This window comes from Sulfitobacter sp. G21635-S1, assembly GCF_027213915.1.
Classification (GTDB): domain Bacteria; phylum Pseudomonadota; class Alphaproteobacteria; order Rhodobacterales; family Rhodobacteraceae; genus Sulfitobacter.
The window spans coordinates 59113-75331 of the sequence record NZ_JAPWGV010000001.1 but is presented as its reverse complement, the minus strand read 5'-3'; the positions used below and the strand labels follow the sequence as shown (position 1 = coordinate 75331).

Here is a 16219-nt window from a genome sequence, read left to right as displayed (position 1 = left end):
GCCAGAATTCACCCCCTTGGCCGTCACGACCACCCGCCGGGATGCCCCTTGTTGTTGGCGGCTGACCCGTCGCGCCCGGTGCAGGCGGCAAGCAAGTCGGCAATGCCGGAAGGGGGCCGAAGCCCCCTCACTCAGTCGTCAAACGCCGCATCCAGCCGTGCTTTGAACCGGCTGTGGAACCGCGTCTCGCCGATGATATGCAGGTGGTTGGTGCCGTTCACCACTTCGGCCGGGGTGGCCCGCGGCGACAGACGGCGCCAATCCATGAGGTTGAGCCCCCGGCTGAGACTGTCGCCCGCGCTGAACGAGGCCACGGGCAGGTCGAGCGGCGCGGGGCGGTGCTGGCGGAATACCAATGCATTGTCGATCAGCACCCAGAAGGTGTGTTCCCGGCTCGAAATCTCCGGCCCGTCAAACGGCAGCGGCTCCGCCTCATTGCCGATAAAACGCAGGAACTGGTCGTAACATTCCGCATCCATCGCGCCGATGAGCCTGTCCCATTGCGCGCGCATCCTGGTCTTGCCGAGCCAGACCTGCAGGTCTTGCGCCAGAGCCTCGCGTTCGCCCGGGGCAAACTCCGGCGTGACCCCCGGCATGAAATCCGTGCCAAGATCGCAGACATCGACCATGCCCGTCAGGCGCAGGTCGACCTCCCCCTGCAACTGGCGCGCCGCTTCCCAGGCGAGCAACCCGCCCCAGGACCAGCCGAGGAAGGCAACCGGCTGCCCGGCGCTTTCGCGGCGGATGTGGTCGGCATATTGCGCCACGACTTCTTCGACGGAGACATTGAGCCTTTTCTCCTCGTTGAGCGAATGGCACAGGAAGCCGGTCACCGGCTGATCCGGGCCGAGGTAATCGGTGAGCCGCAGATATTCGCGCGTGGACACGAGCAGACCGGGAAAGCAATAGAGCCGGGGTTTCGTGCCGCTTGCGCGCAGTGCAATGGCACTGCGCCCGGTCTGACCGCCCGCTTCGATCCGCGCCGCGATGGCGCGCACGCTGGGCGCATCGAAGAGGTCCGCGATGGTCAGCGCCGTGCCGGGCCAGCGTTTGCGCATCCCCGCGAGGGCTTTCAAAGCCAGGAGAGACTTGCCGCCCATGGCAAAGAAATCGTCGGTGACCCCCATCTCCGGCGCGCCGATGATCTCGCGCCAGAGCGTGAGGATCGCCTCCTCGGCCTCGCCCTCCGGCCGCACACCCGCGCCCTTGCGAGTCTGAACCGGTGCCATGGGCAGGGCCGCACGGTCGAGTTTCGCATTCGGATTGGTCGGCATCTTCTCCAGAACGATCACTGCCTCGGGCAACATGTGCCTTGGCAGTTTCGCCTCCAGCCCGGCCAGCAGCGCCTCGCCTGCCGACAGCTCCGGCCCCACCACATAGGCCAGCAACCGCTTCGCCGCGCCATCTTCGCGCAGCAGCACCAGGGCCTCGCTGACATCGGCATCGGTCAGCAGCGCGGCCTCGATCTCGCCCGGTTCGATCCGGTAGCCGTTCACCTTGATCTGAAGATCGACACGGCCGACGAATTCGATGGTGCCATCCTCGCGCCAGCGCCCCAGATCGCCGGTGCGATAAAGCCGCGCGCCGGAGGTGCCGTCGAGCAGCGGGCCAAAGGGATCGGGAATGAACCGATCGGCGGTGACATCGGGTTTGCCGACATAGCCGCGCGCCACGCCCGTGCCGCCAAGATAGATCTCACCGACAACGCCCTGCGGGCAGGGCATCATCTCGGGGTCGAGCACATAGGCGCGCCGGTCGCCGACGGCCCGGCCAAGAGGGGCATAGACCCCCTCGAACCGCGTGCCGGCGGCGACTTTCCACACCATCGGTGTCATGATCGTCTCCGTCGGGCCATAGCCGTTGATCAGGGTCCCGGCCTTGAGCGCGCGGGACAGGAGATCGAAGGTCAATTGCGCCAAGCCCTCGCCACCAAAGCTGTAAAGCCGCATTGGCGGGGCGCTGTCGGTCTCTTCGGCCCATTCGGCGAGCTGTTGCAGATAGGTGGTCGGGATCGACGCGTTGTTGCAGCCGTGTTCGCGCATCGCGCCCAGCGTCTGTTCCGGGGTCCAGAGCGGCCCGTCGGGCACCACCACGGAGCCGCCCATCATCAGCGGCACCATCCAGCGCTCATGCCCGCCGTCCGAGGAGAACGGCAGGAACGGCAATTCGCGGCTTTCCGAACTCATCTCATAGACACGCGCGGTGGTCTGGTTGTGGTCGGTGAGCGGACCGTGTTCGACGGCAACGCCCTTGGGCTTTCCGGTCGAGCCGGAGGTATACATGACATAGGCGAGCTGGTCGGGGTGGATCACCACCTGCGGCGCGTCCAGGCGCGGCGGGTCGGCGAAATCCTCAAGGCAGAGCACCGTCGCGGACAGCCCATCCGGCAGCCTGTCGCGATAGCGCCGGCGGGTCAGCACAACCCGCACGCCCGCATCGGAAAGGATGTGGTGATTGCGGCTTTCAGGATGATCCGGTTCCACGGGGATATAGGCCCCGCCCGCCTTCATCGCGGCGAGGATCGCCACCATGGCATCGGCCCCGCGTTCGATCAGGATCGCGACTGGCACCTCGGCGCAAACACCGAGCGTGACGAGGTGATGCGCCAGGGCATTGGCCCGTGCGTCGAGCATGCCATGGGTAAGCCGGTCTTCGCCGCAGATCACCGCCATCTTGTCCGGCGTGGCGCGGGCGTGATCCGCGATGATCTCATGGGTCGCGCGCCGGTCGATGGGCGTGTCATCCGGGTAGGGTGCAGAGAGCGCGTCCAGTTCCTGTTGCGACACCAACGCGATGCGCGCCGTCGGTGCCTCGGGCCTGTCCAGCCCGTCGGTGATCATCCGCTCAAGATGGGTAAGAAACCGGGCAATCTGGGCCTCGGTGAACAATCCCGCCTCCGCATCGGCGATCAGCCGCAGACCCTCTGACGCATGTTCCGCGACAATCACCACCTCTTCGGCCAGGGGCGGCAGAGGCCGGGCAATGCGGGTGATCCCCTCGGGCAGGTCCCGGACCGGCAAGACGTGCAGCGACACCGCGCCCAGCGGATGCCGGTCCGCATCGGCGCGGCTCAGTCGATCCTGAATAAGCACCTCGGCAGGCAGAAGATGCGCGCGGCCCTCTGCAATGGCGCGGGCGATGCGGACCTGCGCCTGACCAAAGCCCTTGAACGGGTCGAGGGCCGCGCAAAGCGGCATGACACCGGCATGGCGATGGTCGGATACAGCGGGCGAGCCGAGGGCAAAGCGCAGGTTCCGCAGCCCGGTGTAACGGTGCAACACAAGCGCAAGTGCTGTGGCCAGAACACTCTCGGTCCCCGCCGCTTGCAGGCGCGCCGACAGGGGCGCTGGCAACAGACGGGAAACCCGCAGGCGCGCGGTGTCCTCCGTCGTCGCCGGACGCGGGGGGATACGGGCAATCGCATAGCTGTCGAGCAGGTTTTGCCAGCCGCTCAGATCGCGCGCACGGGTGGCACGGTCTTTGGCCGGTGTGGGCGCAGGCGCCACCCCGGGCTCCTCCATGATCCCGAGCTCCCGCCAAAGCGCCGCCTCGATCGTGGCAAACACACCGTCATCTGCAAGAATTGGATGCAGCGTCAGTGCCAGGAAATGCCCCCCGGATCGTGCCGTCCAGAGATCAGCAAACGCCATCTGGCCGCTCAACACGGGGCGGTACGCGGTGCAGCGGTGGCGCACATCCGCGCGCAGACCCATGCCGCAGTGCGTCAGCGGCGTTTCCCCGTCAAAATGCCGCCAGACCTCGCCGCCGGGGCGCTGTTCGAACCGGGACGTGAAAGCGGGGTGGTGGTTGAGCACCGCGCCGAGCGCATTGACAATCTGTGCCTCAGAATGACGCGCATCCAATCCGAGGATGAGAATTCCCGGGACAAAGGCCGCCAGTTCGCCCACCTGTTCATGCGCGAAAATGCGTTTTTCCAGATCGCCGAGGCGGCGCGGCTGCATGGTGACGGCGGAGGTGTCGATGACCAGATCCTTGCTCATGCCGCCGCCTCCGCCCGCATGGCCGCTTTCAACGCCTCGGGGCGCATGTCGGTCCAGGTTTCCGCGATTTGTGCCAGACAGGCCTCGCGCGTGTCCGGGCCACCGGCAAGGCACCAGCCCGCAGGCGGATCATAGGCTGCGGGATGTACGGAATACCGGCCTTCGTGATTGCGCAGGATGCACCATTGCGCCTGAGGATGGGTCAGGGAATGTGCCTGCAAGCTGGCCTGTATCTGCAAACTGGTCTGGGGTGGGTGCGACATCGAAAACCTCCGGTCCGAATGTGAACTATTTCCTCTCAGACGTTCGGGGCAGCGCGAAATTCACCTTGGCGGATTAAATTTTCGCTTTTTTCGATTTTTTCTCCTCCGGCTGTGAATTTCCCGATAGCCCGCACGTCTTGGTGTGAGACCCCGCATGCTGGACCACAGAATGAACGCACTCGACCTCGCCGATCCGAACCTGCCCAGACTGATGCTGCGTCTGGGTCTGCCCGCCATGGCCGGGCTGTCGCTGAACGCCGCGCATCAGGTGGTGGATGCGGGCTTTGTCGGGCGGCTGGGCGCAGAACCTCTGGCGGTCCTGACACTGCTGGCGCCCTTCGCGGGCCTGATCGCGGCTCTGGGTGTCGGGCTGGGCGTCGGGGCCGCAAGCACATCTGCACGGGCGCTTGGCGCGAATGATCCGGAACGCGCCCGCCGCATCGCGGGGCTTGCCTTCTGCGTGGCTGGCGTTCTGGCGGTTGCCCTGTGGTGCCTGCTCCAGATCCTGCGCGCGCCGGTTCTGGACCTGCTTGGCACCCCCGAGGGAAGCCTGGCACCTGCCCGCGCCTACTACCCGCTTTTGACCCTCACGATGTCCTTCGGGCTGATCCAGATCCTGTGCGACTTTCTTGCCATCGGGCGCGGACACGCGGCGATGAGCCTCAAGACACTTGCGCCGTGTTTCGGGCTGAACATGGCGCTCGATCCGCTGTTTATCTTTGGCCTTGATCTGGGGCTGAACGGAGCGGCCTGGGCGACGCTGACCGCCCAGATCGTCACGCTGTCGGTCTGGGCCGTCTGGTTCCGCGCCCCCGCCCGGCGCCCGAAGCCGGGAACCCTCTCGCTGCTGGCGCCGATGCTGCGTGTCGGCCTGCCGGAGGCGGCGGCGCTGGCTGTGACCACATTCGGCCTCATGGCCCTGCTGCGCCTCGCTGCCGATCTGGGCGGCGTCGCGGCGGTGGCCGGATTGGGCCTTGCCCTGCGCCTCGTGTTTGTCGTGACCCTGCCGCTGGAAGGGTTTGCCATCGGCGTTCAGCCCGTTCTCGCCCATGCTTTCGGGGCCGGTGCATCGCGGCGCGCGGCTGATGCGCAGCGGTTCTTGCTCCGGGGTGCATTGGGCGTGGGGGCGGCTTTGGGCATCGTGCTGTGGCTCGGCGCGGTGCCGGTGAGCCGGGTTCTGAGCGTTGACACGGATGTTCAGGCGCATTGCGTTGCCACACTTGGCTGGCTTGCCCTCTGTGTCCCTGCCGTGGCGCTGCGCCTGGTGGCGCAGATCGGCCTTCAGGCGGCGATCCGCCCCCGCGCCGCGCTTCTCCTCGGGCTGGCCCCGATGGGGTGGCTGTTCTGGCCTTTGCTGGCGCTCATGGTGCCGCCTTTCGGGCTGTCCGCCCTGCCCGTTTCCATGGCGCTTGCCGCCTGCCTTGCCGCTCTTCTGGCGCTGATGCTGATGCGTCAGGGCCGCCTGTCCGCCACCACATCGGGAGTTTCCGCATGACCACATCTGATCCGACATTTCCTGACCTCATCAGCCCGGTTCACCAGCCGCCCTTTTCGGCCAGCGCCCCGCCGATCTTTCAAAGCTCCTCCTTTCTGTTCGACAGCTACGCGCAGATCGCCGATGTCTTTGCCGGACGCTCGGACCGCCTGGTCTATTCGCGCGGTGACAACCCGACGGTAAGCGAGCTGGAGGGGCTGATCGCCCGGCTCGAAGGGACAGAGGCCGCGCGCGGCTTCTCTTCCGGCATGGCCGCGATCTGCGGCGCGGTACTGCCTTTTGTTCAAAGCGGGGACCGGATCGTCACGGTCGAGCATCTCTATTCCGATGCCTATCGCCTGTTTGAGACGGTTCTGCGCCGGTTCGGGGTCGAGACGATCTATGTCGACGGCACCGACACGCAGGCCGTGATCGACGCCCTGCCGGGCGCACGCCTGGTCTATCTGGAAAGCCCGACAAGCTGGACGTTCCAGCCCCAGAATGTTGCCGCCATCGCCGCCGCAGCGCGGCGCCTTGAGGTGCTCTCCGTGATCGACAATTCCTGGGCCACCCCGGTGTTCCAGAAACCTGCCGCCCTTGGCGTCGACCTCATCGTTCATGCCGCCTCGAAATACCTCTCCGGGCACAGTGACACGCTGGCCGGGCTGGTCGCCGGACCGAAAGAGCTGATCACCAGGATCGACCACGAAGCAACGCATCTTTACGGCGGGCGCATGGCCCCGATGGATGCGTTTCTGGTGCTGCGCGGGATGCGGACGCTGCTGCTTCGGATGCGCACCCATATGGAGAGCGGGCTGACCATCGCCCGGACACTGGCTGACGATCCCCGGGTCACCGCGGTGCATCACCCCGGCCTTTCGGAGATGCCCAAGGGGCTGACCGGCTGCGGCGGGCTGTTCGCCTTTGACCTGGCGGAGGGTGTTGATGTCGAACGGTTCTGCAATGCGCTGCGGGTGATCCTTCTGGGTGTGAGCTGGGGCGGACCGGAAAGCCTGATTGTTCCGGGGCAGGCCGCCTGTGGCCTCGCCGGGGCGGCGAATTCCTTCCAACGCTTCGGCGTCAGCCCGCGCACCATTCGCCTCGCCGTGGGGCTGGAGCCGGTGGGGACCCTGCTCTCCGATCTCGGCCAGGCGCTCAACCGGGCCGGGCAGGTCGCGGCATGAGGGACGCGGATCAAACAATGGGCAACTTCTGCCGGGTGTTGCTCCGGACCCTGCCAAGAGAGACACCAAAGGAGAGACGCCATGCCTCGTGACCTGACTGAACATCCGCTTCTGGCGCGCCGGATCGGCGAGCGTATCGAAATCGCCGGATATGAGCCGCAGCGGCTCCGGGATCTGGGGGGCGGGCGGATTGAGCTTTCTGCCCCGCCGGGCGAGGATGCCTTCGCCCGGGCGCTGGCCGCCTTCGAGGCGCTGACCACGCAAGGTCCGGAGGTCGCGATCCGCCTCAAGGGGGCCGATTGGGCACCGCTTTTGCCAGAGTTGATGCATAAGGGGATCGCACTTGCCACAGAGATCGGCCCCCTGGTTCTGCCCGCTGCCTTCTGGCAGGTGACGGACCGCTGGCTGACCCGAACCGTGCCGACCTATCCGACGCTCTGGACGCAAGGTCCGCATGGCCGTCATCCGATCCGCCCGCCCCGGTCCGAAGGGGTGCTGTATCGCCGTCATATCCCCTGGCTCGACCAATGGTTGACGCTGCGGGCGCTCGACATCTCCGATCTCGAAACATTCCATCGTTGGCAGAACGATCCTCGCGTGGCGGAGTTTTTCGAAGAGGCAGGGACGCTGGATGAACACCGCGACTATATCGCGCGGCTCCTGGCCGACCCGCATATGTTGCCGCTGATCGGGGCGCTGGACGGTCGCGATTTCGGCTATTTTGAGCTATACTGGTGCCGGGAGAACCGGCTGGGCGCGCAATATGACGCCGCCGCATGGGATCGTGGCTGGCATGTCCTGATCGGCGAAGAGGATATTCGCGGGGCCGATTACGTCACCGCATGGATGCCTTCGCTCATGCATTACATGTTCCTCGCGGAACCGCGCACCCAGACCGTGATGGGCGAGCCGAAAGCCAGCCACGCCCGACAGCTCGCCAATCTGTCGCGCGGTGGCTTTGCCCATCTGCGCCAGTTCGACTTTTCCCACAAACGTGCCAGCCTCGTCGCTCTCGAACGCCAGCATTTCTTCGAGGCCCGCCTCTGGGCGCGGCCAGAGACCGGCCGGGGCGCTCCGCTCTGCTTTGCCCCTGCCCGCCTTCCCTCAACAGGAGACTGGACATGACTGCACCCACCCACACCCCCCGGAACGACGATGAGATCTACGACCTGATCGGCATCGGTTTCGGCCCTTCGAACCTGTCGCTTGCGATTGCGATCGAAGAGGCGGGGCTGCCGATCCGGGTGAAATTCCTTGAAGCGCGGCCCGCATTCGCCTGGCATCCCGGCATGATGATCCCCGGCACGGATATGCAGATTTCGTTCCTCAAGGACCTCGTCTCGCAACGTAATCCGCAAAGCCGCTACAGCTTTCTCAACTACCTGCACAAGAAGGGGCGGATGAACGCCTTTATCAATCGCAAGACGTTTTTCCCGTCGCGGGTCGAGTTCAACGACTATCTCGGCTGGGTTGCCGGACAGTTTGACTGCTGTGATTATGATCGGAACGTGTGCGGTATCGAACCGCTGGGCAATGCCGGCGCGGGCGGCACTGTTCAGACGCTCTGCGTCACCGCGCGCGACAGCGCGGGGGCTGAACATGTCTACCATGCGCGTAACCTCGTGATTGCGCCGGGCGGCGCGCCGATGTTGCCGCCAGTATGTGACGGCCTGCGCGGCGATGACCGCCTGTTCCATTCCAAAGACTACATGAGCCGGGTCGTGCCGGCGCTGAAGGCGGGCGACCGGATTGCCGTCGTGGGCGCGGGCCAGAGCGCAGCAGAGATTTTTGCCGATCTCGCCCAGAGAGCGGAAGCGCCGCAGGTTGATCTCATCCTGCGCGGATCGGCGATGAAACCCTCCGACGATTCCCCCTTCGTGAACGAGATTTTCGCCCCTGAACAAACCGACCGGTTCCATGAGATGTCCGAAAGTCTCCGGCGCGGTCTGCTCGATGAGCTGTCAGGGACAAATTACGCGGTGGTTGACGAGGATCTGATCTGTGCCATCTATGGGATGCTTTACGAGCAATCCGTGAGCGGCGCGGGTCGGCTGCGGTTGCGCAGTCAGACACAGGTTGTCGGCATGTCGTCGGAGGATGCGAAGCTCCGGGTCGAGCTGCGCGGCCGCAAGGCGCGCGATACGAAGCTCTATGACAAGGTTGTTTTTGCGACCGGCTATTCCAGAAAACTCGATGCCAGTGTCCTGCATGGGCTGGCCCCACTGTGTGAAGCCACGGAAACCCGCCGGGATTACCGCTTGTCCATGAAGCCCGGCTTCCGGCCCGCTGTCTTCGTTCAAGGCTACAGCGAAAGCAGCCACGGGTTGAGCGATACCCTGCTGTCGGTGCTGGCGCAAAGATCTGCCGAGATTGTCGCAGCGCTCGGCACGCTGGTCAACGAGGCGCAGGCCATCGCCGCCGAATGACACGGACGCCCCCGCGCCATACACGCGGGGGATGTTCGCCGGTCGCGGAACAAACGCTTGGCGTGTCTCGGCTTCTCATGTACCAAGCGCTCATTCACTCAGCTTGTGCCAGGTAGATCGCTTTTAGCCGCTACATGAGGCCACAATGTCCGAGAGTCTGCCCGTCGATCCATTGTCGAGCGCGACGCCTGTCGTATCACCGGAAAACGCAGCCGTCCGACGGCAGTTGCTGTACCATTTGGTACATGATCGCGACATGCTTATGTGTGAAGCCATGCGCATCCTGGGCTCTCCTGATCGTGCCGAAGACGTGCTGCAAGACGCGGTCCTGCGCTGCCTGTCCAGTCAGGCCTTGCAGCAGACCCCGGACAGCCCCTGCAGCTATTTGCGGCGCATGGTGCGCAATCTCGCGCTTGATCATTATCGAAAGCAGAAACGGGAAATTCCCTGCGATGCTTTTGCCGAGACGCTTGTCTGCCCGGCAACCCCAGTGGAGCAGAAACTCTCTGCACAAGAGGACCTTGTGCATCTGATGCGCGCGCTCGGCGCATTATGCCCGAAACGGCGCTACGCTTTTGTGGAGGCGCGTCTCAAAGCAAAGCAACAGACAGAGATCGCCCGGGAAATGAACCTGTCCGCCTCCCGTGTCCATGCGCTGATCCAAAGCGCGCAGACCCAGCTTGAGGCGGCGCTGGCCGAGACCCTGTGAAAGGCGATCCCGTAACCGCAGCAACGTATTATCGCGGCAAAGGCAGACATCCGGGCAAGCCTGCGGGCAGGACGATGCGGGCACCGGTACGATACAGCGATGCCGCAAATCCGCTGCGCGGTGCGGCGAGGGTGACGCTCCAGCCATTGCTTCCCAGGATGGCGATATCATCTGACAGGGATTGCATGAAGCTGGCAGAGGGAAACAGGACCACCTGGGCGGGCGCCTCATCGGTCAGAAGGCTGACCGTGATCAGCGTCAGAATCCAGCCCGTGAACACCAGCGGCACCGTACAAAGGATACCTCTAATAGTCATGGACATGCTCCAGCCGGGCACCGGATGCCGCAAGGTTCCGGATCTGGTCCGCAAGTTCGGTCACTTTCACCAGCACCAGATGGCGAAAGTCGCCGTATCCCTGCCTTGGGAGGCTGACAATTGCATCCTGATGACCTGGCTGATCCGAGAGGGCGGTAAAGAGAATGTCGTCATTGCCGGCAATCTCGCGGAATTGCCAGCCGTCCAGCGCCATGGACTGAAGCAGATGTGTCAGGATCCGATAACGCGGTGTTTCAATGACGATACCTTCCGGGAGCGTCTCGCCAATTGTTATCCCGTCATAGGCAGCCAGGTCTTCGGCGGATTTGCCGGAAACAACCATGCGCAGGCGAAGTTCGTCAAATCCGGTTGCGGCAACCGCCCGGGCGATCAGATCGGCATAGGCTGCTTTGGCGCCATATTCGAGCCCGAGCGCAAAGCGCCGTTCGCGATCCCGCAAAATGCCGGTGGCTGCCTGGCGCAGGGCCTCTGCGTCTTCGCGAAAATGCCACCGATACCACGGCACCTGCTGCAGGAACGCTGCATAGTCAGCGGCCTGAACCGCAGAGAGATCATCCAACGGCGCGCGGCCCGCACCCCGTTGCCAGGCGAACAGGCGGCCGATGGTTTCTTCGTAGGCCGCCTTCATCATCAGTTCGGCGGTAAAGCTGACCCCGATGACATAGACCATCTGTTTGGTGGCGGAATCGACGTCGCCAACACCGGAAGCGGTTTCATTCAGGACACAAAGTGACGACCAGAATCCGGTAATGCTTTTGAAGAATCCGAATTCATGCGGGTCCCCCGTTCGGATGACCTCGGCATAATCGTCATATGCGTGAACGATGTGCCATTCCGGATAGGTCAGCAGTGTGCGGGATTCCACCCGATGCTCTGCGGGTGGCAGCAAGGCCGCGTAAGGCGTTTGCACCTTGTCCCCCCGGCACATGGTTTCCACCCATGCCACAGGTGCAAGAAGGCCAGCGACAAGCAAAAGCATGACGACCCCGACCCGTTTCACCCATGTCCACAACCGCTTCATGCCGGGGCGGACCTGAACCCCGCCCAGACCGCCAGACCACCGAGCCCCAGATGCGGCAGGTTGGCCAGAACGCGCAGCAACGAAAAATCAAGCCCGGCAGAGGGGTTGGTAAAAATCCCCAGGTCAAGGAATCCGTAGCCCGTGAAGAACCCGAAAATACCGTCACCCAGATATGCCAGTCCAAACAGGATCAGAAAGGTCCGGGCCGCCCGGTAAGAGAGAAGCCCGGCCACAAGCGCCCATAACGCCGAGGCGACATGAAGGGCGTCATCGTAGATATCCAGTTCGAAGATACCAAATGCCAGCCCGTTTTCATCGGTCAGCCCGGGTATGTAATTCAGCGAGGCCGCGATCATCAGCGCTGCGAAATATCCCAGCGAAAGTTTCTGCAAGTTGCTCATAATTGCCCCAAATAGCTGTCCCAGAGATTGTTACGCAGGACCAGGTCCGGGTCCAGATCGCGTTTTGCCCGGGAAAACCGGACCGCATTTTCATAGGTTTGCGACAGCTGTGCGACGGTCGCATGCGGACGATACGGCAGGTAATAGGCCCCGTCGATGGCAGCGATCCTGTCGATCAGGTCGCGGGTCATGCGCGCCATGTCGGCCTCGCCGCGGATGGTCATTTCCTGGCTGAAGGACATCACCGCCGCAATGCGCGGCACCTTCGCATAGGACAACATGCTTTGATCGTCCTGCGCCACGTAACGCAGCGTGACATTCAGAAATTCCTGATAACTCGCCGGGATCACATCGCGGCAGGCCGTCAGGAATTCGCCGAACCGATCGAAACCAACGAAATACTCGTGCAGGATATCAGTCCGGTCCGGGTTGCGGTCATCAAGCGTCATCACCGGTTCGTTGATCAGGGTATTGCGCGTGACCTCCCCCCCGCCAAGCGCCGGGCCAACGGCGGTTTCATTCCACCATCTGAACGCCTTCATCCTCTCATTGCCCAATTGTGCGCGATAGATCCGGCTGGCGGCATGCGCCATCCAGCCCGAGCCTGAGGCCGGCGGCAGCGCGGCCTGATCCGGTGTTTCGCGATAGCTGACCAGCAAGGCCTTGGTGAAAAAGCTTTCGCGTTCGACGTTGAGCCGACCATAGGCCATTGTCACATCCGGATCCCTGATCACCGCGTCAAAGGCATCGGCAAATGCCGGCGCGTCAATCACGTCAAACTGCGGGGCAAGCCGACTGTTGGGCACCATGTCGACCTCAAGATCAACAATGACACCGATCAGCCCGTAGCCGCCCATCGCGAGGTTGAAGAGATCCGTGTTTTCCGACCGCGAACAGGTCACCAGTTCACCATCTGGCATGACCATCCGCAAGGACCGCACGGTTGACCCCATTGGCCCAAAGGGCACCGGCCACCCATGGGCATTGACCGAAAACGTCGCGGCGACACCGAAATCATGGTTCGATTGCATCACCGCAGGGGAAAACCCGGCAGGATCAAGCGCGTTAATCACCTGAGACCAACGTGCCCCGGCATGGGCACGATAGCTGCGGCTGGCGCTGTCCAGTTCCACCGATCCATTGTCAAAGGTGATGGCCGTGCCGTTGCGGGGAATGGCCTGACCCCCCATGGAATGGCGCGCCGCCCCCACGTTCAGGGGCCGCCCGTCTTTACGCGCTGCGGCAAGTTCTTGTCGAACAATGGCAATCAGGGCGTCATCGGGATCCTGTTTCACGACGATGTGTTTGTGGATCGGCGTTGGCGACAGGCCGCTTGCATCGTTCAAGGTGGTTTCACCTGCCCCGGAGGCTATGCGCCGGGTGCCGTCATAAACCGGCAGATTTGGTCCAAACGCCCGCGACAGGGTCCAGCCTGCGGCACCGCCTGCGCCCAACAGGGCCGCGCGCCGGGTGAATTTTTTCATGGCTGGGCCCCTCATCAATGACCTGGTCCGATTGGTCATTTGATACAGCCGACCCCATGGCCGTTACAAGGATATCAAAGGTAAGGAATTCCACCAGTTACTGGTTTCAAAAGCGGTATTCGCGGCAGTTTGCGTCAGATCATCCAGTACCTGTCAGCTCCGCAGGGCGCCTTGCGAAGTGGCACCCCATTGTCCGTCGGGCGCGCCTGTATCACCCCGTGTCGGCCCTTGCGGCAAGATCGCGCAGCCAGACGGCAATAGCATCCTCGCTCACCTGGCAGGACATCAGCTCTTCCATCATCCGGATACCGATGCCGGGATCCGGACTGAGGGGAACACCGTTCAATCGCAGGAAGGTAAAGGTTGCCACGAAAGCCTGCGCTTGTTGCCATCGACAAAGGCATGCGCCTTGGCGATGGTATCGGTATGGGCCGCCGCAACCGGAATGCCTATGGGCGACAGGCGGAACTGGAGCCTTGCCGGGTGATCCTCAACCGGAAACTCCAGATTTACGACGAGATAGAGAAGGATAAAGCATGAGAATAATTGTGGTTGGTGCAGCTGGCGATATCGGACAGGCAGCCTGCAACGAACTCGACCAGAGGCATGAAATCATCACCGTTGGCCGCACGACCGGCGACTTTCAAGTCGAAATAGGCGACCTGAATGCGGTGAAGTCACTGTATGAGGCGGTCGGTGCGTTTGATGCCGTTGTGTCATGTGCGGGCGACGCGGCTTTCACGCCTTTGGCGGATATGGATCAAGAGACCTTCATGGTTGGTCTCCGGCAAAAAGTCATGGGGCAGGTCAACCTCGTCCTTGCCGGACTGGGGGTCATATCAGATGCAGGTTCGTTCACCTTGACAAGCGGTGTTCTGGATCGCGACCCGATCCGAATGGGAACAAACGCGGCAACCGCGAACGGGGCATTGGCGGGGTTCGTCACCGGTGCCGCAATAGAAATGCCGCGCGGTTTGAGGATAAATGTCGTCAGCCCCGGAATGCTGGAGGTATCCGCACCGCGCTACGGCGCATGGTTCCGTGGTCACAAGCCGGTGTCATCTCATGACGTCGGTTTGGCTTATTCAAAATGTGTCGAGGGGGCTCGGACTGGACAGGTGGTGATCGTGGAGTAGCGCCGACCAAGGAAGAACCGGACATTGGCCCAGCCGCTGTCTGTGCACACATCGGGTATCGCCCTCCCGGGACGGCAATGCGCAGGTCTCCGCCTGCCGCGTACCGACGGGGCGATTGAATTTTCAGACAAGGGCCGGGCGCGGTGCTATATTGCGCGGCCGGTCCTCTGCCCCCGTACAGGTGGCTTGGGGCCGGAGCCTCCTAGTCTGAAAGACCCAGATAATGCTCTCCATGCATGCGATACCCGAAGCCTTCAGCGTCGGAGAATGCGACGCGATCGTAACCGCCATATCCCAGGCCCCCGCCGATCCGGCGCTGCTTGTGGGTCGCAACCGCGACCACAACATGCGCAATGCCGATCTGGTGTGGACCGACAAGGTGGACGGGCTGGGCTGGGTGATGGACCGGCTGATTGATCTGGTGCGGGTGGCGAACCGCGATCACTTTGGGTTCGATCTGACAGCATTTGAGGAAAGCCCGCAGGTGGCGATCTACCGCGCCACCGCCGGGGGGCATTTCGTGTGGCATTCGGACATTGGCGGCGGACCGATCTCGGCCAAGCGCAAGCTGACGCTGGTGCTGCAACTGTCGCCATCGGGCGACTATGAGGGCGGCACGTTGGAGGTGATGCCCGGTGCGCAGGTGCTGGAAGCCAGCCGGGCGCAAGGCTCCGTGACCGTGTTTCCCAGCTTTATGTTGCATCAGGTGACACCAGTACGCAGCGGCGTGCGACATTCGCTGACCGTCTGGGCGCACGGACCCGCGTTCCGGTGAAATGGGCCAACCCCAGATGATTTTGCGGCTTGCGCGGCGACGTTGATCCACGACGGGAGATCGGGCTTTCGCGAAAGCGGCTGAGAATGGCGACCGCATTTCAGTTCAGCCTGCGTTGATGATCGCTGGGGCCGGCAGGACTGCAGAACCGAAGCTGCTTTCAGCCGATGTCGTACAACCTTCGTGCTGCGGTTCCGTCCGACAGGTCACGCCAATCTGCGGCGCGGGACCAGACGTCGGCATAGCCGGTGCGGTGCTCGTGCTGGGTGTGGGGCCAGTCGCTGCCCCATACGACGTGATTGTCGGGCAGCAGGGATAGCAGTTCGCCGGCATGGGGGGTGACGTCGAAAGACGTGCGGTAGTGGGCGGCGAACTTGAAGTAGAGGGCGCTTCTGTCGTGCAGATCGGCAACTGCCCGGATCATGGGATCGCTGCGGGGATCCGGGTTGGAAGGCAGGCCGAAATGGTCAATGACCAGGTTCACGCCCTGATCGGCAAGCGCAGGAAGGACCGGGGCAAGGCGCGGACCTTCGAGATGGATCTCAAGGTGCAGGTCGCGGTCACTCAGCCGGGTCAGGAAACGCCGGGTCGGTGCGGCGCCGAGGTCCGGCATGGCCGCGCCGCGCACGAGGTTCCAGCGGACACCGCGCATGCCCGCCTGCACCAGGCGATCCAGTTCCGCATCGCAAACCTCCAGCGGCACGACACCGACACCGGCGAAACGCGCGCGGTCCAGCCTGGCGAGCGCGGCACACATCTCGGAATTGTCGGCGCCGAGGAAACTGACCTGCACGATCACGCCACCGCGCAGCCCATGCGCCTCCTGATGTGCCAGCCAGTCACCCAGGGGCGCCGGATGGGCGGGAACATAGCGCGCGCCGTCGATGGCGGTGACGGTTTCATAGACATGCGCGTGGCAGTCGAACTGGATCATGAGGCCCTCCCGGTATAATTCATATATATGACCAGTTGACTGAATGGGTCAATATCGTTTAGAAGTTCCCGAGG

General features: G+C 63.4%; 16 protein-coding genes. 8 read left to right on the top strand and 8 right to left on the bottom strand.

Annotated elements, in window-relative coordinates; all coding sequences use genetic code 11:
- Nucleotides 1-131: 131 nt before the first annotated feature.
- Nucleotides 132-4001, bottom strand: coding sequence for an amino acid adenylation domain-containing protein (locus O4H53_RS00400; RefSeq protein ID WP_269360487.1), 3870 nt, complete (start codon nucleotides 3999-4001; stop codon nucleotides 132-134).
- A complete protein-coding gene (locus O4H53_RS00395) occupies nucleotides 3998-4264 on the bottom strand; it encodes an MbtH family protein (RefSeq protein WP_269360486.1) in 267 nt (88 codons plus the stop codon). Before O4H53_RS00395 ends, O4H53_RS00400 begins: the two co-directional genes overlap by 4 nt.
- 169 nt (nucleotides 4265-4433) lie before the next feature.
- Here O4H53_RS00395 and O4H53_RS00390 point away from each other — a divergent pair, with 169 nt between their 5' ends.
- The 5 genes from O4H53_RS00390 (at nucleotide 4434) to O4H53_RS00370 (ending at nucleotide 10057) form a co-directional block, all read left to right on the top strand.
- Entirely contained in the window at nucleotides 4434-5759 is a 1326-nt protein-coding gene (locus tag O4H53_RS00390; RefSeq protein WP_269360485.1) for an MATE family efflux transporter, read from the top strand.
- Complete coding sequence (locus O4H53_RS00385; protein ID WP_269360484.1) at nucleotides 5756-6922, top strand: PLP-dependent transferase; 1167 nt, start codon at nucleotides 5756-5758, stop codon at nucleotides 6920-6922. Before O4H53_RS00390 ends, O4H53_RS00385 begins: the two co-directional genes overlap by 4 nt.
- A gap of 81 nt (nucleotides 6923-7003) precedes the next feature.
- Nucleotides 7004-8047 (top strand): GNAT family N-acetyltransferase, encoded by a 1044-nt coding sequence (locus tag O4H53_RS00380; RefSeq protein ID WP_269360483.1) that lies wholly within the window; start codon nucleotides 7004-7006, stop codon nucleotides 8045-8047.
- The gene (locus tag O4H53_RS00375) at nucleotides 8044-9348 is read left to right on the top strand and encodes a lysine N(6)-hydroxylase/L-ornithine N(5)-oxygenase family protein (RefSeq protein WP_269360482.1); all 1305 of its coding nucleotides are present in this window, start codon (nucleotides 8044-8046) and stop codon (nucleotides 9346-9348) included. Before O4H53_RS00380 ends, O4H53_RS00375 begins: the two co-directional genes overlap by 4 nt.
- 145 nt (nucleotides 9349-9493) lie before the next feature.
- Nucleotides 9494-10057 carry a sigma-70 family RNA polymerase sigma factor gene (locus tag O4H53_RS00370; RefSeq protein ID WP_269360481.1) on the top strand — a complete coding sequence of 188 codons (564 nt, stop codon included), beginning with the start codon at nucleotides 9494-9496 and terminating at the stop codon, nucleotides 10055-10057.
- A gap of 28 nt (nucleotides 10058-10085) precedes the next feature.
- Here the strand turns inward: O4H53_RS00370 and O4H53_RS00365 are convergent, their stop codons facing one another.
- From O4H53_RS00365 to O4H53_RS00345, 5 genes are all read right to left on the bottom strand, one after another.
- Complete coding sequence (locus O4H53_RS00365) at nucleotides 10086-10373, bottom strand: hypothetical protein (RefSeq protein WP_269360480.1); 288 nt, start codon at nucleotides 10371-10373, stop codon at nucleotides 10086-10088.
- Entirely contained in the window at nucleotides 10363-11415 is a 1053-nt protein-coding gene (locus O4H53_RS00360) for a hypothetical protein (RefSeq protein WP_269360479.1), read from the bottom strand. The genes O4H53_RS00365 and O4H53_RS00360 overlap by 11 nt, the downstream gene beginning before the upstream one ends.
- Nucleotides 11412-11816 carry a hypothetical protein gene (locus tag O4H53_RS00355; RefSeq protein WP_114276923.1) on the bottom strand — a complete coding sequence of 135 codons (405 nt, stop codon included), beginning with the start codon at nucleotides 11814-11816 and terminating at the stop codon, nucleotides 11412-11414. The genes O4H53_RS00360 and O4H53_RS00355 overlap by 4 nt, the downstream gene beginning before the upstream one ends.
- Nucleotides 11813-13300 (bottom strand): FAD-binding oxidoreductase, encoded by a 1488-nt coding sequence (locus O4H53_RS00350; protein ID WP_269360478.1) that lies wholly within the window; start codon nucleotides 13298-13300, stop codon nucleotides 11813-11815. The genes O4H53_RS00355 and O4H53_RS00350 overlap by 4 nt, the downstream gene beginning before the upstream one ends.
- A gap of 211 nt (nucleotides 13301-13511) precedes the next feature.
- The gene (locus O4H53_RS00345) at nucleotides 13512-13670 is read right to left on the bottom strand and encodes a hypothetical protein (RefSeq protein WP_269360477.1); all 159 of its coding nucleotides are present in this window, start codon (nucleotides 13668-13670) and stop codon (nucleotides 13512-13514) included.
- A 32-nt stretch (nucleotides 13671-13702) separates the two neighbouring features.
- Between O4H53_RS00345 and O4H53_RS00340 the strand changes: the two genes are divergently transcribed.
- From O4H53_RS00340 to O4H53_RS00330, 3 genes are all read left to right on the top strand, one after another.
- Nucleotides 13703-13840: a hypothetical protein gene (locus tag O4H53_RS00340; protein WP_269360476.1), complete on the top strand. Its 138-nt coding sequence runs from the start codon at nucleotides 13703-13705 to the stop codon at nucleotides 13838-13840.
- Nucleotides 13837-14436 (top strand): short chain dehydrogenase, encoded by a 600-nt coding sequence (locus O4H53_RS00335; RefSeq protein WP_269360475.1) that lies wholly within the window; start codon nucleotides 13837-13839, stop codon nucleotides 14434-14436. The genes O4H53_RS00340 and O4H53_RS00335 overlap by 4 nt, the downstream gene beginning before the upstream one ends.
- A gap of 223 nt (nucleotides 14437-14659) precedes the next feature.
- Nucleotides 14660-15211 (top strand): 2OG-Fe(II) oxygenase, encoded by a 552-nt coding sequence (locus O4H53_RS00330; RefSeq protein WP_269360474.1) that lies wholly within the window; start codon nucleotides 14660-14662, stop codon nucleotides 15209-15211.
- A gap of 160 nt (nucleotides 15212-15371) precedes the next feature.
- On the opposite strand, the gene O4H53_RS00325 is transcribed toward O4H53_RS00330, so the two are convergent.
- Complete coding sequence (locus O4H53_RS00325; RefSeq protein ID WP_269360473.1) at nucleotides 15372-16145, bottom strand: amidohydrolase family protein; 774 nt, start codon at nucleotides 16143-16145, stop codon at nucleotides 15372-15374.
- Between the last annotated feature and the right edge of the window lie 74 nt (nucleotides 16146-16219).